The following is a 20,632-nucleotide window of genomic DNA, read 5'->3' on the forward strand; positions in this document are numbered from 1 at the left end:
AGAACTCAGAGTATGCCAGATTTATTACCTGAACCCATAGTCAAATGGATCAAGCAGCAATCGTTACAGCTAATATCAGCGCAGGCGCTGACGGGTGGTTGTGTTGCCGATATTCGCAAACTCACTCTGCACAGTCGGCAGGGGTACTGTCTTGAGCTGGTGTTGAAGCAGATGCCGGGCGGCTCAGCGGAACAGCTGGCGGCAGAGGCGTCCGGTTTGCAGACGCTTCGTCTGCCCGATGACGCTGCTCTAAGGGTGCCTGAGGTGGTATGGCAGGAGGGCAACTGTTTGCTGCTGGAATACCTCCCGGCGGCCGCTCCGGCTGAGGATTTTGCGGTTCAGCTGGGGATAGGTCTGGCGTTGCAGCACCGGTCAGGCAGTGTAAACAGGACGTTTGGCTTTGATACCGATACCTTTTGTGGCGGCACCCGGCAACCCAACCGCTGGCAGGTGGATGGCACGGTTTTCTACGCACAACAGCGTTATCAGGTTCTGGCAGAGCAGAATCTGCAACGTAACCGCATTTCCCCAAGGCTGTTTGAGATGATTTTACGGCTTAGCGACAGGCTCTCTGAACTGGTGCCCTGTCAGCCTGCGGTGCTGCTGCATGGGGATCTCTGGTCGGGCAATGTTATCTGTGGTCCCGGGGGCGAACCGGCGTTGATCGATCCGGCGGTGTATTATGGCTGGGCAGAAGCGGAGCTGGCGATGACCCGGATGTTTGGTGGTTTCAGTGAGCGTTTCTATCAGGTCTACGAGGCTCATAGTGCTGTTCTGCCGGACTGGCGAGACCGTGTCGAGCTTTATAATCTCTATCATTATCTGAATCATCTGCTGCTGTTTGGCAGTGGGTATCACCGTGATGTTGAACGCATTGTGAAGTACTATAGTGGCTGAAGTGCCTGTATCAGCCTGGTCTGATAACAGGGGGATGACACCGTCAATTAATTTTCAGGTTATCTATGAGTCAATCCGATCAGGGCGATTTTAAAGCCCTGCGCCGCGAGTATGAGGCGCAACCCCTTAACCGGTCAGACCTGGCGGACGATCCGGTGCAGCAGTTTGCTGACTGGATGCAGACCGCCACCCATTACCGCCCCGATGATGCCACATCGATGACACTGGCAACCGCCAGCGCTTCTGGGATGCCCTCAGCACGGATCGTTCTGCTGAAGCACTTCGGTGCCGAGGGGTTTGCCTGGTATACCGATTATCGCAGCCACAAAGGCCAGCAACTGGCGGAAAACCCTCAGGCGGAACTGATGTTTTATTGGTATGGCCTTGAGCGACAGGTGCGGATCCAGGGACGGGTTGAAAAGCTCTCTGCTGAGCAGGGGCGTAAGTATTTTAACGAACGTCCCGTGGGTAGCCGGCTGAGTGCAGCGATATCGCATCAGAGTGCGGTGGTTGATAGTCGGGAGACGCTGGAGCAGGCGGTCGCTGATCTGCACCATCAGCATCCTGACGGTGATATCCCCTATCCTGAGTTCTGGGGCGGATACCGCCTGATACCGAGTCATTTTGAGTTCTGGCAGGGGCGTGAGAGTCGTCTGCATGATCGTTTCAGTTACACCCTTATCGACGGCCAGTGGCAGATCGACCGACTCTCTCCCTGACCTGAAGCGGAATATAAACAATGACTGAACAACTGTTGCCCTGTGTCGAAGTTGAACCATCACAACCCGCTACTGCCTCTGTCATCTGGCTGCACGGGCTGGGCGCTGACGGGCATGATTTCGAGCCGGTGGTGCCGGCGCTGAACCTGCCGGATAGCCTGCCGGTGCGGTTTGTATTTCCCAATGCACCGGTGCAACCGGTTACCGTGAATGGGGGCTGGGAGATGCCCGCCTGGTATGACATTCTGGAGATGAAACTGGAGCGTAAGATTGATGTGCAGGGTCTGCTTCACTCTGTCAGCCAGATTGAAGCCCTGATTGAGCGCGAAATTGCCCGGGGGATTCCCTCAGAGCGGATTGTGCTGGCCGGTTTCTCTCAGGGCGGTGCTGTGGCGTACCATACTGCGTTATGTTACGGCAAACCGCTGGCGGGTCTGTTGACCCTGTCTACCTATGTGGCCACCGCCGGGCTGATTAAACAGCATCAAAGCGATGCTAACCGGGCGATACCCATTGCCATCCATCATGGCAGTGAAGATGATGTGGTTCCCATCGCCCTGGGGGTACAGGCCGTTGAACTGTTGCAGCAGCTGGCATATCAGCCGCAATGGCATCGCTGGCCAGTTGATCACGGTCTGTGTCTGCCTGAGGTAGAGGCAATCGGTATCTGGCTGACAAACATATTAACCATGGAAACTAACTAAATGAAGATCAGCGACAATTGCTATGTTGAGATCCACTACACCCTCAATAACGAGGGTAACGAAGTGGTGGATAGCTCTCAGGGCGGCGAACCACTGCCTTATATCCATGGCAGGAAAAATATCATTCCCGGCCTGGAGCAGGCGCTGGAAGGGCGTGTTGCCGGTGATAAATTCAGCGTCACAATCAAGCCTGAACTGGGCTATGGCGAGCGGGATGAGGATAAGGTCAGCATTATCGATGCTGAGTCTTTTGCCGGTTTTGACAAGATCGAGGAGGGGTTGTTGTGCCAGATTGAGGGTGAAGATGGTCAGCCTCAACTGGTGACAATCACCCATATCGATGAAGAAGAGGGTGAAGTGACGATCGATGCAAACCACCCGTTTGCCGGTCAGATACTGAACTTTTCGGTCGAAGTGATGCAGGTGCGTGCTGCGACAGAAGCGGAGCTGCGTGACGGCTTAACCGGTTAACATTCATTGCACAGAGTGAGCGAAAAAGGCGTTCTAATGATGCGATTGTTGTTCACGCTGCGCTGACCTGGCTCAGTTCTTCACCATAGGCCGACCCTTCGCGGGTATCATCTGTCTGGTCTTGCAAATAACGCGGGTCGGCTGGGTACCGGCTGCGATCTGGTCGGTCTGCGCCCTGAGTCAGTACAATACCGATAAAAAAACAGAGTCCGCCCCCGGCGACAAATAACCGTCGCAGGCCCCTGCGGGTTACCTCCGCGGGCCGGTACCTCTTTATATCTCGTTATTATTGAGGTACCGGGCCATCTACAGTCCTCCGGGCCCCTTCCCCTGCTGGTTTAGCGTCAGATCTGCCTGGCAAACCTGTACGCCGGTTAACAGGACGGCATCCGCCATTCCCGGAGACTGCATTGTGCTAACCGTCTCTGAACGCGACGGTTTGGCAAACTATACTTTTTCCTGCCACTCCATTTCACCGATCTGAACGTTTAGCCACTCAAATCCGATACGTTTAGCCACTGCTGCCGCCCCATCCAGACTTTTGAACTCCCGCTCTTTTCTTGAACGTTGCAGGTCAAGGGTGAGCACCTCGTTCTGTTTGGTAATGAATTTCAGGCGCCAGCCCCGGGCAATAGAGACCGGAGCTGCCTGACAGGAATCAAACACTCCAGCTTTAAACAGAAGCTTAATTTCTCTCTCTTGCATGATCAATACCCTTTTATTGAAAATTCTAAAATAGAATAAGATCATTATATAACAGTTTATGATTATTCAAAAGCTATTTTCACTCTTTTTGTCTTCTTAAGTTATTGTTTTTTAAAGGTTTTATTTTTATTTTTCAGAGTGTTGTTGGTAACCCGGTTATTGTATTTAACATATTGATTTTATTGGGTTTTATTTCTTAGGCTGGGAGAGTGTTGTGATTGTATTTTTCTATTTATATATAATTAAATATATAAATTGACTATTTAATAATTATTATTGATGAGTCATTAATTTATATGGATTGTTAGCGGTCGATTTGAGCAGTTCGGCGACCACTCTGCCGGCCAGTGCGGTTGTTGTCTGAAGTTGCCAGGCTGAATTGCTGTGTTTTGAATATCAGGCAGCGGTCGCCGGGACTGCAGTGTCGTGTATAGCGGGACGCTCTATAACGTGTCCTGTCTGAAAGAGTGACCTGAGGGCAGGGGATAGCCGGGCCGCTCGTTAGGGGCGTTTGAGGAAAGTGGTTAATCAATCTACTTATTGAGTTATATCAATATTCGTGAATCGCATCAGGAGTAGTATCAATACCAAGTTTGAAACACAAAAAAGGTAACTGTTATGGATCCGTATCTGTTCGAAACGCTGTGGCCCAGTCTGCTGGGGGTTGCCGGAATGGCTGGCGCCATGATCTGGGCGTTTATCAAAATTCGCAAACTGATGAGCGAAGACAGCAAGAAGTAATTCGTTATATCGACAGTAAAGAGGCCGCTAATGCGGCCTTTTTAATGTCTGCTATTTTAGAGTTAGACTCTGTTCGCATAGGGGACTGCAGGCTGCGTAGAGCTTTAAATCCTTCAGTTCAAATACAACCATCTGTTATCGCTTTATCTCTGTGCTCTCCGCGTTCTCTGTGATGAGTCTTCACAACCAGGTAGCGTACCGCTGGTACCCAAAGTGGTAGAGTCATTGATCCAAAATCATCAATTATGAATCTCCTGTTGTGCCTGTCTTTGTGAATGTAGATTTCACCGGCAAAGTTGTTAGAAAAAATGTAGCAGAATGATTTTTCTTTAACCTCAAACCGGTTATTTTCTGCACTCCTCAGAAACCAGCCTCACAAGGACAGTGAGCATGCTACACGCCATGGACAGGCTCAGTTATGCGACGGCAACGATCTAACCGCTGGAAAACGCTATCCGTACCGGCCGGTTGATACTGCTGCGCAATGATGCATGCATGGTCACCTCACCAGTTGTCAGCCAGCAAAATGGCGAGCTGCAAACATCCGGGCTAGAGCGGGAATCACTGTTGTTGCGCACCACCATCGAGCGGGCGCTGAAACGCAGTAGCTTCAGCAGTGGCTGTATCAACCCTGCGGATCAGCCGACAATAGGGATGGGACAATAATAGGAATGGGGCGACAATAGGAATGGGGCAGGCATGTTCAAAATCAGAACAAATCAGGGGCATTTATTCCGCCAATATCCGGGCAAGATAATTGCTTTATTTTTTAATCCGGCGCTATAGAGCGTTGTATCCCGAATATCCAGGCCATACACCTTAGGTGCGGATAATTGGTCTGCGTATCTGTATGAAACCAGTCTTCATGCTGTTACTCGGGGGGTTAATCGAGACGATTCTCAGGCATATTAAAGCGATTCAGTATGATTACCCAAGTTGGGTAATGGTTGGACGATCGTCTATTTCCGGATTATATATTCGGGGTATAGTGTGAACATCTGTTTGAACAGGGTATTCGAAGATGAAGCAGTTCCGGTCGGCGTTTATTATCACAGGGGAGGTACGCTTGAACTCAGGGTGTGTCCGATGAATGTTGCTGGCAGGCTATTGGCCACTGTCATCCCGTTTCTGTTGATCTGCTTGTCTGGCAGCATGCTGACCGGTTGCGATAAAGAACCATCGGTTGAAACCCCTGGCGTCAGTGTGGGGCCGATTGATCCATCGAACCAGCGCGAATTTGTCCGCCAAATGGTGGGAACGTATCTGCTATTGAGCAATGAGTTGCAGAATCAATATCAGCAGTTTAAGGCTACAGACGATGCCGATGGTTTTGTGCTTTACCGGAATAACCACTGGACTCCGGAATATATCGCTAACAAGAGTGCCTATGAAAAGCGGTTCTATGAGCAGAAAGCCTACATCTATCGGCATCAGCTTGATGGCCTGTTCGATCTGTTTTTCGGTTTGCACAAGTTGTCAGTCCACCTGAAACACAGTCTGCTTGAAAAAGACTGGAAGCTGGAACAGCAGGTGCTGCAAAAGCTGACCGCAGACCAGGCAGCAGTAAACCGCTACCTGCTGGTGGCACCATAATCAGGGCATCAGGCAAGGCTCTGCCTGATCGCTGTGGCTGTGTTTTGAATTGACTTTGTCCCTTGACATTATTACTTTGATTAAAGGTAACTGTTGTAGAGGTTACTCTTCTCACTCCTTATAGGCTGGCGGGACACCGATAATGTCACTTGCTGGCAAAAGCCATAATATTTAATGGTCTGGAGTCCTGATGCATGTGATTGATGGTGTTAAGCAGTTGTTTCAGAGCCCGAACTATAATCGTTCGACTCAGACAGATTATCATCGTTTACAGGTTATCCTTTTTATTGCGCCGATAGCTGCATTGGTGCATATCCTGCTAGTCCCCTTTTTTTATTTTACCGGCGTTGAGATACTGGCAGGTCTGAACTGTATCAGTGTTCTGCTATGGGTTTACGGCATCCGGTTGAGCAGGCAGTACCGGATTAATCGGGCGATCCAGATTTTCTGCTGTGAAGTATTGCTGCATTCGGTGGTTGTATCCTATTACCTGGGGCCAGATCCCGGCTTTCAGTATTATCTCTGGTCGATGTCAGCTCTCGCTGTTATGGATACCAGTAGTAGCCGTATTCGGGTGTTTATCACTGCGATTCTGCTGGTTCTGGTTTTTGCACTGCTGAATGTTGGTCTGTTTGAGCCTTTGTTTGAGTTTCCGTTTCCGCAGTATCTGATCTACATGAAACTGATGAATATACTTGTGTCGGGCATGTTGTCGATTCTCGCTATTATGATCATGCGGGGGCTTCATCTGAACCAGCAGGCTGAACTTAAAAAACTGGCTGACATCGATAGCCTGACCGGTTTGTATAATCGCAGACAGGGAGGAGTGCTGCTGGAACAGGCTTATCTGCAGGCGCAGAGAAAAAAGCAGCAACTTACTGTTGTTATGGCGGATATCGACCGTTTTAAACAGATTAATGACCGTTATGGTCATGCCGCCGGTGATATCGTGTTGTGCCAGATAGCCGAGGCTTTAAAAAACAGTATCCGAAAAAGTGATGCACTGATTCGCTGGGGTGGGGAGGAGTTTCTGATACTGCTTTCTGATGCATCCGCGGGGGATGCAGAAGCGCTGTTAGCGAAGGTTTATCCGCGGCTGGAACAGTTATATGCTGATGATGACATACTCGACTCGCCCGTTACCCTTAGTTATGGGATAGCGCAATGGTCTGCAGATGAGCCGATTGAGCAGACCATTATGCGCGCAGATAATGCGTTATATGTGAGTAAGCAGGAGGGACGGAACCGGATCACTCTGGCGGACAGGGTGACGTGTGATGATCCACTTGCAAACTCAGTGCAAAGCGGTAGTGAGACTCAGACTTAAAGATATCACTACCGGGGGGATGCACATCGCCGTTTCTGACTGCGATTATTCTACCTCCTTAAGATTGGGCGGGGTGGTTTCATCGGTTAGCTGAGAGATCCAGCCCAGTTCAAGCCAGCGCAGCAAAATGTTCAGTAACCCCGCGGCCGCCGTTGCTTCGCCGACCTCGGTTGCTGTGAGTTCTGCCGCTGTGGTGAAGTTGTCTCCCTGAAAGAAGCTGTGTATTAAGCGCTGTTCCAAAGGGGGCGCGGAGCGAAACTCTGTGAGTCTCTCTCTGTTGCGCCAGATAACCCAGCAGGCCGGTTGTGGTGTTGGGTCGGGAGGGCGCTGTTCGGCCCTGATCGCCTGCCAGATCTCAACACTATTATAATGGCTGGTGAACAGCTGCAGGCTGGGATGAAAGCGCAGCTGCAGCTGAGGCCAGATCTCCGCGGGAAGTTGTTGCAGGGTGCCGACCGCCGCGGTATCACGGTCCGGGGCATCGAACGATGACAGTAAACAGCGCTCAAATTTTGTTAGTTCAGCGATATGGGGGTATTGGCTGAAAAATGAGTCGTGCTGCAGATAATCCGGCAGCGGGTCACAATAGTGGCGTAGCGAGCGGTATCGGCTCGGGACGGCTTCGATATATCCGCTGACCATCTGTTCAAACAGATCATCACCCAGATAGCTGCCCAGCACCGGGTGATCGTTATCGATCACTTCCCGCAGCCGCAGCCGGTAGCCGCTTTGATAGATAGACAGGCGTTGCTCTGCATTGAGATTGTGATCTCCGGCGATATGTTCAGTAATCGTCTCATCGCCTGTCAGGAGTGCCGCCATCATCTGTTGCTGACGCAGATGTAAGCTGGTTGAGTGGCTCATCGGACCTCCCGTTCTGCGACCAGCTTCCCGGACGGCTGTCGGGGCAGTATCCCGGCAGCAATATCGCGGGCGATCTGCAGCTCTTCGACCAGTTGGTTTAGCGGCGGAATATTATCGTCCCTTTCAATCATCGTACTGACGGCACCAAAGCGATGCAGGGCCTGACGATACAGTTCCCAGACCGGATCGCAGATATCATGATCATGGGTATCGATCACATGGGTGCCGTAGTCGCTGTGACCGGCGAGGTGAAACTGGCGCACCCGATCCGGGTTGATCGAGTTCAGATAGGTCTGTGCATCAAAGCTATGGTTGCGAGAACTGACATAGATGTTGTTAATATCTAACAGCATCAGACAGTCGGCCCGTTCAACCACCTCATTGTAAAACTCCCACTCGGACATCGCTGATTCGGTATAGCTGATATAGCTGGACACGTTTTCCAGCAGCAACTGCCTGCCCAGTGTCTCCTGCACCTGCATGATTCGTCCGGCAATATGATCGATCGCCTCTTCGGTATAGGGCATCGGCAGCAGATCATGACTATTGATACCCTCCAGACCGGTCCAGCAGAGGTGGTCAGAGAGCCAGCGGGGCTGTACCTCATTGGCCAGTAGTTTCAGGCGTTGCAGATACTCTTTGTCCAGTGGTTCGGTGGAGCCGAGCGACATCGACACGCCGTGCATCACCATTGGGTAGTGCTCTCGAATGGCGTGTAGATAGTATTTGGGTTTACCTCCGGCAACCATGAAGTTTTCTGAGATAATCTCAAACCAGTCGACGTCGGGGCGGGTTTCAAGCACATCATTAAAGTGCTGAGTTCGCAGCCCCAGGCCAAAGCCCAGAAAATGATCGTTCATGGCAACTCCATCAGGTAACAAGATACGCCCCTTACTCGTTGGGAAAGGGGCGTCAGGTAACGCGTTTAGTCGTAGTTCTTTGCTTACTTAGTTGTGCCACCGATATCCGCACAGGATTTTGCAGTGGTCATAACAAAACCGGTGCCTTTGCATGAACCGTGACCGGCGCAGGCGTTATCAGCGGTTTTACAGTCATTATGGCCTTTACAGACGTTCACGCCAAAGCACTGAGTCAGCTCGGCTTTCGCAATCTGATCCCGCCAGTCATCCCGTACCTTGCCACCAACATCGGTACAGGCTTTGGTGGGCATGGCAACAAAACCCTGTCCTTTGCAGGACCCCATCCCTTTACAGGCATTGTTAGCTGTTTTGCAGTCGTTATGCCCTTTACAGCTGTTTACCCCATAGCAATGCCCAAGTTCAACGGTATCCGTTGGCGCGGCGGTGGAAGAGTTTGCGGCATTCGCCCCCATACAGCCGGCCAGACCTGCTGCAGCCATGGCGATAGCGGCACCGGAAAGTTTGGTTTTCATATTGGTGATCATTGTTATTCTTCCTCTGGTTTTGTGGTGGCCTCCTGCCTGGTCGGGCTGATCAGATCACTGATCACGGAGGCCCGTAAAAAGTAGTTTCTCAAACGGTGAAATCCAGACACCTTCAATGGATGCCAGACCAGTATTGAAGATGAACTTGAAATGAACCTGAAAATCAGGCAACAGATTTTGATTTATGAATTTTTAATCACGGGGATCTGTATTTGTGATCTGAAGTCGCTACACTATTTAACCGATCAGTTAACCGATCTATCCAGCCGATTAACATCGCGGGCATCAGCACCCCCAGACCAATATCTGGAAATACTGCGGATGTTTTTTGTGTCAACGTGATCAGAATTTCAGGGCATCATGCAACCGTCAGACTCAGATAAGCAGGCAGTACGCGAAGCGGATATTCAGCAGGCGGTTGCCGCAGGTATCCAGACGTACTTTCAACATTGCCGGGACCGGGTGCCCGGTTTTATCGAACGACATTTCAGTTATCCGGCGGCGTTAACAACCAACCGGGTGGCGTTTGGTTTTGATGTTTTACGAGCGCCGGTCAACCTGTTCTGGGCACCGCTGTTTGCGCTGGTGAGTCTGATCCGTTTTTGTATCGGTCGTTCTCCCCGGCTAGGCTGGTTATACCGCTTGCTGGGACGCTTCCCGGCAGGGTTTACCACCCGGGTGCAGACCCATATCAGCGAGCTGGTGCTTAGCGATCTGTTACAGCACAACCAGCCCCATGCCTCGCTGAGCTGGTGCATAACCGAAGAGCTGAGGACACTGTATCAGCGGGGCGGGCTGTCGTGTGTCAATATTGAACAGTTTCATACCCGGATGGAACCGGTTATCGAGGAAGCTCTGACCCAGTATCGCATCACCCGCACCGCGTCGGCTGATATCACTAACACACTCTCCTGCACTGTGCTGGGAGCGTTTGCCTTTCAGAAATTTACCCCGGGAGGGATCGGTATCGCGCTGATGCTGGCGACGATTATCAGCACAAAACTGGCCGCCAGTGAGTTTATTCTGGGTGAAACCCTGGGCAATCTCTATTACAGTGTATTCCCGCCATCACCCTCCTTAGGGGTGACGGTGGCCACTATTGCCGGGGTGTTGTCCCTGTTGTCGGCATTGGCTGCGTTGTCCGGTGTTATCTCCGATCCTGTTCAGGCGGCCATCGGGCTGCATCGTTACCGGCTTAATAAGATGCTCGGTCATATGGAGCAGGACATGTTGCAGCAGAGCAGCAACAGCTTCCGCCCGAAAGATCAGTATGTTGCCCGGATTATGGAGTGTTTTGATCTGATTCGGGCAGGAGTGTTATAAGTTGTTTAACTCTGACAGTTGAGATTCCACTGAGGCGCAGAGTTTCTGATAAAACTGTGTTGCATCGAGAGGCTTGGAAAACAGATAGCCCTGAAAGCAGTTACAACCCAGCTCCATCAATGCGCTTCTTTCATTGAGGGTTTCTACGCCTTCGGCGATCACCATCAGATTCAGCCGGTCAGCGGTGGCGATGATAACTTCCACAATCGCCGCCAGTTCGGATGAGGGGCGCAGGCCGGTGACAAAAGAGCGATCAATCTTCAGGATATCCAGCGGCAGGTAGTGCAGGTATCGCAGTGATGAATAGCCGGTGCCAAAATCATCGATCGCAAAGGAGATGCCCCGCTGTTTTAACAGTTTCATCTTGTTGCTGGCGATCTCAAAATTATTCAGCAACATATTTTCGGTGATCTCTAACTCAACCATCAGCCCCGGAATGCCGGTCTGGTCCAGCATCGCCAGTACACGATCAACAAAATCGACCTGCATAAACTGCAATGGGCTGATATTGATAGCCAGGCGTCCGAATGATTCTGGCAGTCCCTGCTCACGCCAGGCCGCCAGCTGTTGTAGCGCTTGCAGTAAAACCCAGTTACCGATCTCAACTATCTGACCACTCTCTTCAGCGATATGGATAAAACATCCCGGTAAAATAATACCTTTTTCAGGGTGTCTCCAGCGCAGCAGTGCTTCGGCGCCGAGAATCTGGTCCGCGCTGTTCACCTGGGGTTGGAACCACAATTCGAACTCATGATTGTTAAGCGCCTGATGCAGCCCTTTTTCCACCTCCAGCCTTTCCTGTGCGGAGGATTGCATCTCCGGGTCGAAAAACTGAAAGCTGTTACGTCCCAGTGTTTTTACCCGGTAGAGGGCGGTGTCGGCATGGCGCAGGATTTCTGCCGCACTGTTATGTTTATCCGGAAAAACGGCGATGCCGATACTGGTGCTACAGAATAGCTGGTGATTATCCACTTCAAACGGGATTACCAGCTCTGCCAGAATTTGCAGGGCACAGTTGGCGGCGGTCTCGGCACAGAGTTCGGCTGAACTCCCGGTATCCGGCAGTAACGCTACAAATTCATCTCCGCCAAAGCGGGCACAGGTCGCATTCTCAGGCAGTATCTGAGTCAGTCGCTTTGCCACCTCACAAAGGATCGTATCTCCGATCGAATGCCCCAGCGAGTCATTGATGGTTTTAAAACGATCCAGATCGAGATACAGCACCGCACCATAGCGCTGATTGTCCTGATGGAATTTCATGGCGGTTTTCAGTCGGTCGATAAACAGTCGGCGGTTAGCCAGCCCGGTCAGGGTGTCAAAGAACGCCAGCTCATAGATCTGTTTTTCCGCTTCTTTTCTGACCGAGATATCCCGGGCCAGAATCAGAATATAGTCGTTATCATCGAAGCACATTCGGATGCAACGAGCTTCAATGGGGAAGGTGTCACCCTGAGTACTGATCTGAATATCTTCAATGGTACTGACCTGTTTCTCTTCAATCGTTGTAAACAGGGCTTGCAGTGATTTGGTTGAATAATTATTGCTGAATTCCGCCAGGGAGCGACCGGTAAAGGCTTCTTCGTCACACTTGAGGGAGTCTGCTGCCTGATGGTTAGCCCGGACGATGGAGCTATCCGGTAGACAAAGAAACATCGCATCGCCGGCATTATCCATCAGTGAACGGGACAGATGTTCGCTTTTGGAGAGGCGCTCAATCGTGTCGTTGAGTTGATCCGTTTTATCTTTTCGCTCCTCCCAGAGGCGGGCAAAACCCGTGGCCAGCTCACCCAGTTCGTCGGGTTTATCATAGGGCAGGGGCGGGCAGCTCTCACTTTGCCACAGTTGATTAACCCAGCTGGCAATATCCAGAATGGGTTGAGACAGATAACGATAGATTAGCAGTAAAAAAATAGTTGCCAGGATCAGGCTTGAAATCAGGCCCACAGAGAGGCTGGTCATGGCACGGCGAACATAGTTATTAGCGATATGGGCGGTATCCAGGTCAATTACCAGTCGGGCATCATCCTGATCAGACGGGTTGATGCGTAAGGGTTCCTCGATGTGACTGTTGATCTGAAACAGATGGTTCCCCAGTGAGGCTAACCATGTTTTCGCGACTGGCTGACGGGCCTTTTCGGCGAGCTTGTCGCCAAAATCATCGATGATCGCAGCATGGTAGATAAAGGGGTTGGCTATCAGCGTAGCAGTAATCTCTTCTGCCTGGTCGTCGTCCAGATTATATACGGCCCGGGCGGCAGACTCTTTATGTAACAGGGTAATCTGCGAGACGGTGAGCTGGAGATGGTGCTTTTCCAGATCAAAATCATTGTAGATCTGCCAACCGGTGGAGATCAGCCCCAGTACTAAGGAGATGAGTAAAACGGACCTTGCCTGCTTAAAGGCGAGACGATGAATAAACTTAAAACGCAACATTACACCCCCGGTATTGGCAGCAGCAAAATTGCCAACCCGTTTAGCGTCAGATCAGTTATATTTTTTATATATCGCATCAAACTCTCCAGAATGTTTTATTTTATTGAGTCCGTTGTTGAACTGCTCTAACAGTGTCTGGCTGTCAGGGTAAAGCCTGCTGAGACAGAGGTGTAAGGGGGTGCTTTCAATATCCTCAAACCGGTGGAAGGCAATCTTATCCTGCAGGCCGAGGTTCTGGGCATGATAGAGGGTTGGCAGTTTGCCGTTATAAAACAGATCAACATTGCGGTACACCACCGAACGGATGCCGCTGTCTATATCGGGGGTGACGGAATGGCGCAGGTTGTGTTGGCTAAGCTGCTGAGACTGACCCCAGTCAGCCACGGCGATCACTTCATAGTGCTGAACATCTGATAAGTGAGACAGGCTGCGGGAATCAAAGTCCCGGGAGGTTACCGCTCCCCAGATATTTTCACTGATTGGCTCGCTAAACAGAATGAATTTCTCTCTGGGCGCATTTCGGGCACAGGAAAGGGTGCCGGCAACTCTGCCGTGCTCCATGTTTTTAAGGATGCGTTTCCAGGGGGCCTCGGTAATGGTCGCTTCGATCCCTACCGCGGCAAACGCCGCAGTGACCACCTCAACATCGATACCGCGGATAGTGTTTTGCGGCTCAATAATCGTATAAGGGGGGAAGTTAACCGTATAAAGCTCTACCCGGCGACCGTCGGCAGCGGCAAAGGAGCTCAGCATTGTCAGTAAAACAGCTAAAACCGGTTTGTGTAAATATGAAAACATTCAGATCCCTCTCAAATGTAAACAGATGCTTGTTTTATACCTATATATTCGGAGCCTTTTGATGACAAAACAAGACTGACCGGGTTATAAAGTGATCAGAATGGGCTGTTTACTACAGACTATATACATTGCATCGATATTGGTCTGCCCGGGGTTTACAACCTGATCTTTGAGGATAGTCGCTTAAGCGACTTTTAGCGAATGCAAAGCCCTAAGGGGGCTGAATTAACAGCGTAAGCCACACCCGTTGCCCGGCCGGGCTTACTCTGTTGAGGTAAACTGCTGCCAGCCATCAATAATCTCAATAAAATCATCCAGGCCACAGCTGGCCGTTGACTGCTGGTCATAGAACACCAGATTATCTTCCGGTTGTTGCTCTTCAAATGCTGAATCCAGTGCATGAGCACGCACTACCGCTTCATCCCGGGTAAGCAGGAGATTGTATTCCGCCCCCTCCATCAGATAATCGATGCGCTGATGGTTTTGCAGCTCTGCGATAATCCTCAGCAGTTCAGATATAACTGCCTGGCGGCTGCGTAACTCATAGGTCAGCCAATACCCCAGTGCTTCATGACCCATCGAAAACTCAGCCCGGAAAGCACCGTATATATCGTGGGTGAAGTCGTAGTCCACAGTATTACGCTCCAGCGTTAGTTTTTATTGATTAAATTAGTCACAGATCGCGCTTAAGTCAGCGTGACCCCTCGAGCATCTGTTTAGTCGGAATGGATGTGGAGCATAGCACAGGTAACCAGAAGATAGTTGCCAGAATGAAAACTTCGTTTCCTGCCTGAGGTCAGGCGTGACTGCATCGTTTGCTGGGCAAGATTGTCGCTCAAAAGATCAAAAAAAACGGGGACTTTGGCCCGTTATTAAATAGATAAAAACGCAGTGCCACTATCCTGCTTTTCGCTTTATATAACAACTGGCAGGTTGTGTCGCAACTTTCTGGCAACGGCTTTTTTCTGTTCACATTCTGAGTAATATTCTGGAATCCTTATCTTGAGCTTGTTTCAGGACAGGGCTAGATTGAAGGTCAACACTCTACACCAGATTGTAGGCAGTCAATCAGTTGTTGGTCATGGAGACCTTTGGCAAGAGGCGCTGATCGCCTTATCAATAGGGAGTTACAAAGGATATGTACTCTGACAACGGTTATTTTTGGCAGGCGGTGACGCGTCTGAGTCAACGCACTGCAGACACTCTTTATCTGGCAAAACTCAGTCTGACCTGCGGTGCTCTGGCGGCTTTTTTTTCTGCGCCGTTAAGTGCCACTGAATATTTTGAGAGTTTCAATACCTTCAAAAAGACTCTGGTGCAGCAATCCTCTTCGGCACCACCGTTGCAAAAGTCTCAAAGTATTATATTGAGATATAATAATTCTATTGTGAGTTTTGAGTATGATAACTGGCAACTGCAGCCTGACAGCGTCTGCTATGCGGTTAAGTTCTGCAGTCAGGCTAAACTTACGCGCTGTATGCAGGCAGCGGGCAGTTTTTTTCGTGAAACCTGTGAAACGCTGAAGCAAACCGATAGCCAGCTGCAACCAGCTCCAGAGCTTCAGCAACTTTACTGTCAGGGAGTAAAGCAGGTCGATCGTGTTAACCAAAACGTTATTTCTAACCACCAGTAAGTGCGAGGGTTGCTTGGCAACGGCCCTTACTGGTGAAGCCTCCTGATTAGCCACCGCTCTGAATATTCAGCAACAGGGATCAGGATTCTGTCCCGGCTCAGTGCGATCATCTCTCCTGCAATGAATACCGAGGAGTTTGCATGAGTCTGAAAAGGGAAGACCCGCGCATCAACCGGGTGTGTGATTATATTAATCAGAACCTGGATATTGAGCTATCGATAGAGCAACTGAGTGGTGTTGCCGCACTGTCGAAGTATCATTTCCATCGACTGTTTTCGGCGTTTACTGGCGTCAGTGTGGTGCGTTTTATCCAGTTGATGCGCTTAAAACGGGCTTCCTTCCGGTTAGCCTTTGAGCATGAACTGCGGATTATCGATATCGCCTATGAAGCGGGGTTTGACAGCCCTGAAGCATTTTCCCGGGCGTTTAAACGAACCTTTGGACAATCTCCCAGCGGATTCAGAGCATCACCGGAGTGGCCAGAATGGCACTCTAAATTCCAGTTTGATATGCCTTCAGGAGGCGAGCTGAAAATGAATGTTGAGATTGTAGATTTTACCGAAACACCGGTTGCCCTGGCTGAGCATAAAGGCCCCAGAGAGCAGGTGTTAGATACGGTGGGGCGCTTTGTCGCCTGGCGTAAAGAGACCGGGTTGTCCCCGGTGAAAACCAGTCGGACTTTTGGCGTACCCTATAATGACCCCAATACTACAGCACCGGAAGATTTCCGTTTCGATGTCTGTGGCTCTTTTGCGGGAGAAGTGCCTGAAAACGATTATGGTGTGAAGTCCGGGGTTATTCCGGCTGGTCGCTGTGCCGTGGTTCAACATCGCGGCAGTCACGATAATATTGATGAGAGTATCTATTACCTGTATCGCAACTGGCTGCCCGATAGCGGTGAGGAGCTGCGGGACTATCCCTGCTTTTTTCAATACCGGAACTTCATCCATGAAGTGGATGAATGCGACCTGTTAACGGATATCTTTCTGCCGCTTAAATAGTCCGGCCGGATATTTATCGAATAAAAAGCCCGGTCACAGAACCGGGCTTTGATAAACGAGTCATTCACGCCAATGCAGATCATGACCCGTTATACTACTGTCCGGACATCACCCCGAACAGTAGCCCCTTCAAAGCGAGTCTTCTGCGTTGTCTATTATGTTTTTTCTAGCTACTAACAAGCGGCGAGGCCGCGTCTGGCCAGTCGCGTAGCAACGATCTTGCCACTGCTTTATCAAGTATCCCGTCCGGCAAACAGCACATCCACCACTTCACGGAAGTTGGATGCCCGTTTGGAAATCTCTACCGGCACCTTCAGTCGTCGGGCGATATCACTGGAGGAGATGACGCCACGAATTTCGTGATTCAGCGGGTTTACCACCAGCATATGAGGGGTCCCGGCGTGCTGAAGTGTCCGCAACAGGTCGCCGATACTGGCATGGGTGATTTCAGAGAGGGGGATAGCATGCAACTTTCCCCGGGGTGTCATCACCTCTTTGATTGAGATATCGTGACGTTTGAGGCCAGCGGAAGTGGCAATACTCATGGCCGAGCGGCTTTCCAGGTCCGCAATGGTTAGCAGACCACGAAAGTTTTCATCTTTATCGATCACCAGAACTGAGCGCACATGAACCTTGCGCATCATCTGCCGGGCTTCATCGATGGATACATCCTGCTCCATCATCAACGGCTGAACCTTTTCAAAGTCGGTCATCACTTCGACCGCCGGGGTGTCCAGCGTATACTCTAGTAGCTCTTCCGGACGGGCGATATGATCGGAAGCGTCCAGGAGAATAGTTTTTAGTTCATTATAGTTATTCATAGCATAATCCTGTCTCAAAAAAGACCTGTCATCAGGTATATAAAAACGATGAGTATTAGCTAACAGCGGGTGGTGCTCTGGTTGATGGGGTTGTCCAGCGAGCACTGGAAGTTAGGGGGGCTTCAATCGAAAGCAGGGAGAATCCGGGGCTTTGCAGAGCGGTATTAATCTCAGTGACAGGCAGCAGGTCACAGGGCTGGTCGCCACTATCAGCACTATTGGTCAGCAAGAGCTGCTCATAGCCAATACCGTCATTGACTGAAATGAGTTGTTCAGCCAACGGTTCAAGCAACAGTATCCGTGATTGCATCGCCATCAGCACCAGCAAAAGTAATAACGCAACCCCCCGTTGATGAGGGTGGCGCATAGCGCTGGATGAGGAAATACTGACCGCGTGCTTCATGATCTCAGTGTAGGCCAAAATCTGAAGCGGGGGAATCCTGCAACAAAAAAATTATCAACAGGTTCGCATTTTGAATCGCTTTGGGGGCGCTCGCAAAGAGCGCGAGAGTGGCTAGAACGGACTCGCAAAGAACGCGAGAGTGGCTAGAACGGACTCGCAAAGAGCGCGAGAGTGGCTAGAACGGAAACTTCGTTTCCTGCTAGTGGTTAGACGCGACTGCGTCGCTTGCCAGAAGAGCTGTAGCTCGTTTTTTGTCGCTCGAAAGGGTAAGAGCCTGCCGCGTTGTTAGATGTTTGTTAGTTATGTGGGAGCGGCGTCTCGCCGCGATGGAAAACGGCAGAGTAGCTTGATTGTCGCTGCGAGGCTTGCGCGTTGTTCATGGCCCGGACAGGCATAAGCCTGCCGCGCTGGTTGTTGGATGTTTGTTGTTTGTTGGTTATGTGGGAGTGGCGTCTCGCCGCGATGGAAAACGGCAGAGTAGCTTGATTGTCGCTGCGAGGCTTGCGCGTTGTTCATGGCCCGGACAGGCAAAAGCCTGCCGCGTTGTCGAGTGGGTCAGATAGCCTTGTGAAGGAAATCTGTAATCAGCGGATACATCGCCTGGGTAATGGTGTGTGGGGTGTCGGGCATCAGGTGGAGTTCACTGTCGATTCCAAGTCCTGATAATCGCTGGTGGCTCTGTTGTGATTCGAAAACACTGATGACCGGGTCGACTTCACCATGAATCAGGCATACCGGGATCGCGCAGGCAGGTGTCTGTTGTGGCAGTTCGGCGAAGCGGCCGGAGATGCCGATAATACCGGCCACAGCATCAGGGCTCTGTTTCAGCCACTCCAGTGACATAATCGTGCCCTGTGAAAAGCCCAGTAACACGACTTTGTCGAGTGGTACGCCCGCTGATTCCGCCTGTTGCCGAATCAACTGATCAAATACAGGCATCACCTGCTGCACTCTGGCTGGCCGGTTCTCTTCCGTCACGCCGATCACATCAAACCACTGAAACCCCCGTTGAGAGATTGTAGAGGGAGAGAATCCGGCAGGAATACGGATCTCCAGATCAGGGTTACTGCGGTGCAAAAACTCAGCCAGCGGCTTCAGTGATTCAGGGCTGGCACCCACACCGTGAAACATCAGTATAAGGGCTTTTGGAGTGGAATTCTGGGATGTGAACTGGATAGTGGGCATCGAATGGCACTGAATAGATTAATGAACAGGGCCGGTATTCTTGCACTAAGGGAGGGGCGGGACAAGTAGCTCGAACGTCACGGCGGGGGCTTGCAAAGGACTCGCAAAGGGCTCGCAAAGGGCGCGAGAGTAGCTAGAACGGAAACTTCGTTTCCTGCTAGTGGCTAGACGCGACTGCGTCGCTTGCTAGGGAAGAGCCGTGGTTCGGACATCGCTGTAAGACTTGTTCTTTGTTCGTGGCTCAAAAAAGCAAAAGTAAGAGCTGAATCATGCGGTTAGTTTTTCAATTCCTGCATATTTCTCTGCATCAACGCCTTCTTGTTCAGATTCCCAGACATCCAGTGCTGTTTGCATGTTCAGCCAGCTTTCCATGCTTGTGTCGGTGGCTTTGCCCAGACGGGTTGCCATATCTCTGGAACAGGGGATGTGCCCATTGATGAACAGTGACAGGTGTTTACGAGACACCCCAAGCTTTCTGGCGGCATCACTGATGTTGGTTTTCAGTGGAACCAACACATCATTCAGGAACACCTGACCCGGATGGGTGGGTTTACGATTGCGTACTCTACTCATTCCTTTGCTCCTTAATGATATTGTTGGTAGTCGACGATGACGGCGTTTGTGCCTTCGAATTTGAATGTTAGCCGCCATGCCCCGGAAACATTGATCGCCCAGCGATTAGATTTTTGGGTTCCAGTTTATGTAACCGATAGCTGGGAAGATTCATATCTTCAGGGCTTAGCGCTGCATTTAATCTGTCTAAACGGTTGGCAAGTTTGTCCGCGTGTTTGCTGTTGATGCCTTTAGTCGTACCGTCATAGAAGAAATCCTCTAATCCCTTATGTTTGAAACTCTTGATTGCCATTACGAATCCCTGTAACCAATCTGGTAACAATTATAGGTGGTGTTTTAAATGCCTGCAACCTAAAGCTCGCAGAGAGCGCGAGAGTGGCTAGAACGGAAACTTCGTTTCCTGCTAGTGGCTAGACGCGACTGCGTCGCTTGCTAGGGAAAAGCAGTAGTTCGAGATATGAGGTTTGTCTCTTTGATTTTTCTAGCACCTAGTGTAGTGTTGCATTCTGTTTAGAGCTTAAGCGACTGTTGGCACGAATAACTTTTTCCAAAATGTCTCGGGCACTTTTAGTCCAAATAAATGGCTTCGGATTGCTGTTATGATGGGCAATGTATTCATCGATAGTGCCGATAAGATCTGGGACACTGGCAAATACTCCACGCTGTAATCTCTCCACCGTGATGTCACGAAAGAATCGCTCAACCATGTTCAGCCAGGATGCAGACGTGGGCGTGAAATGCATGTGAAATCGCGGATGCCGGGCCAGCCACCTCTGTACATTGGGGTGTTTGTGGGTGGCATAGTTATCGGCGATCAGGTGCAACACCTTATCCTTGGGCGTTTCACGGTCGATCTTACGCAGAAACTTTAACCACTCGATGTGGCGGTGACGCTGCTGGCATTGAGCGATCACTTTGCCATCGAGCACGTTGAGTGCGGCAAATAGGGTGGTTGTGCCATTGCGCTTGTAATCGTGCGTCATCGTGGCCGCACGACCTTTCTTTAGCGGCAGCCCAGGTTGAGTGCGGTCCAGCG

Annotated in this window: 24 protein-coding genes; 11 read left to right on the forward strand and 13 right to left on the reverse strand. The window is 50.7% G+C overall.

Annotated elements, in window-relative coordinates; translation table 11 throughout:
- Positions 1-12: 12 nt before the first annotated feature.
- The 4 genes from JW499_RS06045 (at position 13) to JW499_RS06060 (ending at position 2,791) form a co-directional block, all read left to right on the forward strand.
- The gene (locus tag JW499_RS06045) at positions 13-897 is read left to right on the forward strand and encodes a fructosamine kinase family protein (protein WP_205209751.1); all 885 of its coding nucleotides are present in this window, start codon (positions 13-15) and stop codon (positions 895-897) included.
- 65 nt (positions 898-962) lie between these two features.
- Positions 963-1,616, forward strand: coding sequence for a pyridoxamine 5'-phosphate oxidase (gene pdxH / locus JW499_RS06050; protein WP_205209752.1), 654 nt, complete (start codon positions 963-965; stop codon positions 1,614-1,616).
- A gap of 20 nt (positions 1,617-1,636) precedes the next feature.
- Positions 1,637-2,320, forward strand: coding sequence for an alpha/beta hydrolase (locus JW499_RS06055; protein WP_205209753.1), 684 nt, complete (start codon positions 1,637-1,639; stop codon positions 2,318-2,320).
- Positions 2,321-2,791, forward strand: a complete 471-nt coding sequence (locus JW499_RS06060) for an FKBP-type peptidyl-prolyl cis-trans isomerase (protein ID WP_205209754.1) — start codon at positions 2,321-2,323, stop codon at positions 2,789-2,791.
- A 447-nt stretch (positions 2,792-3,238) separates the two neighbouring features.
- On the opposite strand, the gene JW499_RS06065 is transcribed toward JW499_RS06060, so the two are convergent.
- Entirely contained in the window at positions 3,239-3,496 is a 258-nt protein-coding gene (locus tag JW499_RS06065) for a hypothetical protein (protein ID WP_091361132.1), read from the reverse strand.
- Positions 3,497-4,114: 618 nt separating this feature from the next.
- Here JW499_RS06065 and JW499_RS22630 point away from each other — a divergent pair.
- The 4 genes from JW499_RS22630 (at position 4,115) to JW499_RS06080 (ending at position 7,157) form a co-directional block, all read left to right on the forward strand.
- Complete coding sequence (locus tag JW499_RS22630; RefSeq protein WP_269814538.1) at positions 4,115-4,237, forward strand: hypothetical protein; 123 nt, start codon at positions 4,115-4,117, stop codon at positions 4,235-4,237.
- A 495-nt stretch (positions 4,238-4,732) separates the two neighbouring features.
- Positions 4,733-4,903, forward strand: a complete 171-nt coding sequence (locus tag JW499_RS06070; RefSeq protein WP_205209755.1) for a hypothetical protein — start codon at positions 4,733-4,735, stop codon at positions 4,901-4,903.
- A gap of 420 nt (positions 4,904-5,323) precedes the next feature.
- Positions 5,324-5,830, forward strand: a complete 507-nt coding sequence (locus JW499_RS06075) for a hypothetical protein (protein WP_205209756.1) — start codon at positions 5,324-5,326, stop codon at positions 5,828-5,830.
- A 190-nt stretch (positions 5,831-6,020) separates the two neighbouring features.
- Positions 6,021-7,157, forward strand: a complete 1,137-nt coding sequence (locus JW499_RS06080) for a GGDEF domain-containing protein (protein WP_205209757.1) — start codon at positions 6,021-6,023, stop codon at positions 7,155-7,157.
- A 45-nt stretch (positions 7,158-7,202) separates the two neighbouring features.
- Here the strand turns inward: JW499_RS06080 and JW499_RS06085 are convergent, their stop codons facing one another.
- The 3 genes from JW499_RS06085 to bufA2 form a co-directional block, all read right to left on the reverse strand.
- Complete coding sequence (locus JW499_RS06085; RefSeq protein WP_205209758.1) at positions 7,203-8,021, reverse strand: HvfC/BufC N-terminal domain-containing protein; 819 nt, start codon at positions 8,019-8,021, stop codon at positions 7,203-7,205.
- Positions 8,018-8,881, reverse strand: a complete 864-nt coding sequence (bufB, locus tag JW499_RS06090) for an MNIO family bufferin maturase (protein ID WP_205209759.1) — start codon at positions 8,879-8,881, stop codon at positions 8,018-8,020. Before bufB ends, JW499_RS06085 begins: the two co-directional genes overlap by 4 nt.
- Positions 8,882-8,964: 83 nt before the next feature.
- The gene (bufA2, locus tag JW499_RS06095; protein ID WP_205209775.1) at positions 8,965-9,426 is read right to left on the reverse strand and encodes a BufA2 family periplasmic bufferin-type metallophore; all 462 of its coding nucleotides are present in this window, start codon (positions 9,424-9,426) and stop codon (positions 8,965-8,967) included.
- A gap of 360 nt (positions 9,427-9,786) precedes the next feature.
- Here bufA2 and JW499_RS06100 point away from each other — a divergent pair, with 360 nt between their 5' ends.
- On the forward strand, positions 9,787-10,749 hold the full coding sequence (locus JW499_RS06100; protein WP_205209760.1) for a DUF6635 family protein: 963 nt from the start codon (positions 9,787-9,789) through the stop codon (positions 10,747-10,749).
- On the opposite strand, the gene JW499_RS06105 is transcribed toward JW499_RS06100, so the two are convergent.
- The 3 genes from JW499_RS06105 to JW499_RS06115 form a co-directional block, all read right to left on the reverse strand.
- Positions 10,744-13,182, reverse strand: coding sequence for a putative bifunctional diguanylate cyclase/phosphodiesterase (locus JW499_RS06105; protein WP_232846258.1), 2,439 nt, complete (start codon positions 13,180-13,182; stop codon positions 10,744-10,746). The genes JW499_RS06100 and JW499_RS06105 overlap by 6 nt on opposite strands.
- A 51-nt stretch (positions 13,183-13,233) precedes the next feature.
- A complete protein-coding gene (locus JW499_RS06110) occupies positions 13,234-13,980 on the reverse strand; it encodes a substrate-binding periplasmic protein (RefSeq protein WP_205209761.1) in 747 nt (248 codons plus the stop codon).
- Between the two features lie 261 nt (positions 13,981-14,241).
- On the reverse strand, positions 14,242-14,613 hold the full coding sequence (locus JW499_RS06115) for a YacL family protein (RefSeq protein WP_205209762.1): 372 nt from the start codon (positions 14,611-14,613) through the stop codon (positions 14,242-14,244).
- A 505-nt stretch (positions 14,614-15,118) separates the two neighbouring features.
- On the opposite strand from JW499_RS06115, the gene JW499_RS06120 reads away from it, so the two are divergent.
- The gene (locus JW499_RS06120; protein WP_205209763.1) at positions 15,119-15,613 is read left to right on the forward strand and encodes a hypothetical protein; all 495 of its coding nucleotides are present in this window, start codon (positions 15,119-15,121) and stop codon (positions 15,611-15,613) included.
- 140 nt (positions 15,614-15,753) lie between these two features.
- The gene (locus JW499_RS06125; RefSeq protein ID WP_205209764.1) at positions 15,754-16,614 is read left to right on the forward strand and encodes an AraC family transcriptional regulator; all 861 of its coding nucleotides are present in this window, start codon (positions 15,754-15,756) and stop codon (positions 16,612-16,614) included.
- Positions 16,615-16,847: 233 nt separating this feature from the next.
- Here JW499_RS06125 and JW499_RS06130 read toward each other — a convergent pair whose 3' ends face one another.
- The 6 genes from JW499_RS06130 to JW499_RS06155 all read right to left on the reverse strand — a co-directional run.
- Entirely contained in the window at positions 16,848-17,435 is a 588-nt protein-coding gene (locus JW499_RS06130) for a CBS domain-containing protein (RefSeq protein ID WP_205209765.1), read from the reverse strand.
- Between the two features lie 55 nt (positions 17,436-17,490).
- Positions 17,491-17,856 carry a hypothetical protein gene (locus JW499_RS06135; RefSeq protein ID WP_205209766.1) on the reverse strand — a complete coding sequence of 122 codons (366 nt, stop codon included), beginning with the start codon at positions 17,854-17,856 and terminating at the stop codon, positions 17,491-17,493.
- A 537-nt stretch (positions 17,857-18,393) separates the two neighbouring features.
- On the reverse strand, positions 18,394-19,023 hold the full coding sequence (locus JW499_RS06140) for an alpha/beta fold hydrolase (protein WP_269814539.1): 630 nt from the start codon (positions 19,021-19,023) through the stop codon (positions 18,394-18,396).
- A gap of 267 nt (positions 19,024-19,290) precedes the next feature.
- Positions 19,291-19,596: a HigA family addiction module antitoxin gene (locus JW499_RS06145; RefSeq protein WP_205209768.1), complete on the reverse strand. Its 306-nt coding sequence runs from the start codon at positions 19,594-19,596 to the stop codon at positions 19,291-19,293.
- Between the two features lie 67 nt (positions 19,597-19,663).
- The gene (locus JW499_RS06150) at positions 19,664-19,888 is read right to left on the reverse strand and encodes a type II toxin-antitoxin system RelE/ParE family toxin (protein WP_416135398.1); all 225 of its coding nucleotides are present in this window, start codon (positions 19,886-19,888) and stop codon (positions 19,664-19,666) included.
- Positions 19,889-20,084: 196 nt separating this feature from the next.
- A partial coding sequence (locus tag JW499_RS06155) for an IS630 family transposase (protein ID WP_205209769.1) occupies positions 20,085-20,632 on the reverse strand: 548 nt, incomplete at its 5' end.

It is taken from the genome of Amphritea pacifica (assembly GCF_016924145.1).
In the GTDB taxonomy this organism is placed as follows: Bacteria; Pseudomonadota; Gammaproteobacteria; order Pseudomonadales; family Balneatricaceae; genus Amphritea; species Amphritea pacifica.

Coding starts and splice junctions, on each gene's coding strand:
- pdxH (WP_205209752.1), top strand. CDS start 963: ATGAGTCAATCCGATCAGGGCGATTTTAAAGCCCTGCGCCGCGAGTAT.
- JW499_RS22630 (WP_269814538.1), top strand. CDS start 4,115: ATGGATCCGTATCTGTTCGAAACGCTGTGGCCCAGTCTGCTGGGGGTT.
- JW499_RS06125 (WP_205209764.1), top strand. CDS start 15,754: ATGAGTCTGAAAAGGGAAGACCCGCGCATCAACCGGGTGTGTGATTAT.
- JW499_RS06065 (WP_091361132.1), bottom strand. CDS start 3,496: ATGCAAGAGAGAGAAATTAAGCTTCTGTTTAAAGCTGGAGTGTTTGAT.
- bufB (WP_205209759.1), bottom strand. CDS start 8,881: ATGAACGATCATTTTCTGGGCTTTGGCCTGGGGCTGCGAACTCAGCAC.
- JW499_RS06140 (WP_269814539.1), bottom strand. CDS start 19,023: ATGCCCACTATCCAGTTCACATCCCAGAATTCCACTCCAAAAGCCCTT.
- JW499_RS06085 (WP_205209758.1), bottom strand. CDS start 8,021: ATGAGCCACTCAACCAGCTTACATCTGCGTCAGCAACAGATGATGGCG.
- JW499_RS06145 (WP_205209768.1), bottom strand. CDS start 19,596: ATGAGTAGAGTACGCAATCGTAAACCCACCCATCCGGGTCAGGTGTTC.
- JW499_RS06150 (WP_416135398.1), bottom strand. CDS start 19,888: ATGGCAATCAAGAGTTTCAAACATAAGGGATTAGAGGATTTCTTCTAT.
- JW499_RS06110 (WP_205209761.1), bottom strand. CDS start 13,980: ATGTTTTCATATTTACACAAACCGGTTTTAGCTGTTTTACTGACAATG.
- JW499_RS06080 (WP_205209757.1), top strand. CDS start 6,021: ATGCATGTGATTGATGGTGTTAAGCAGTTGTTTCAGAGCCCGAACTAT.
- JW499_RS06045 (WP_205209751.1), top strand. CDS start 13: ATGCCAGATTTATTACCTGAACCCATAGTCAAATGGATCAAGCAGCAA.
- JW499_RS06100 (WP_205209760.1), top strand. CDS start 9,787: ATGCAACCGTCAGACTCAGATAAGCAGGCAGTACGCGAAGCGGATATT.
- JW499_RS06075 (WP_205209756.1), top strand. CDS start 5,324: ATGAATGTTGCTGGCAGGCTATTGGCCACTGTCATCCCGTTTCTGTTG.
- JW499_RS06105 (WP_232846258.1), bottom strand. CDS start 13,182: ATGTTGCGTTTTAAGTTTATTCATCGTCTCGCCTTTAAGCAGGCAAGG.
- JW499_RS06130 (WP_205209765.1), bottom strand. CDS start 17,435: ATGAATAACTATAATGAACTAAAAACTATTCTCCTGGACGCTTCCGAT.
- JW499_RS06120 (WP_205209763.1), top strand. CDS start 15,119: ATGTACTCTGACAACGGTTATTTTTGGCAGGCGGTGACGCGTCTGAGT.
- bufA2 (WP_205209775.1), bottom strand. CDS start 9,426: ATGATCACCAATATGAAAACCAAACTTTCCGGTGCCGCTATCGCCATG.
- JW499_RS06060 (WP_205209754.1), top strand. CDS start 2,321: ATGAAGATCAGCGACAATTGCTATGTTGAGATCCACTACACCCTCAAT.
- JW499_RS06070 (WP_205209755.1), top strand. CDS start 4,733: ATGGTCACCTCACCAGTTGTCAGCCAGCAAAATGGCGAGCTGCAAACA.
- JW499_RS06055 (WP_205209753.1), top strand. CDS start 1,637: ATGACTGAACAACTGTTGCCCTGTGTCGAAGTTGAACCATCACAACCC.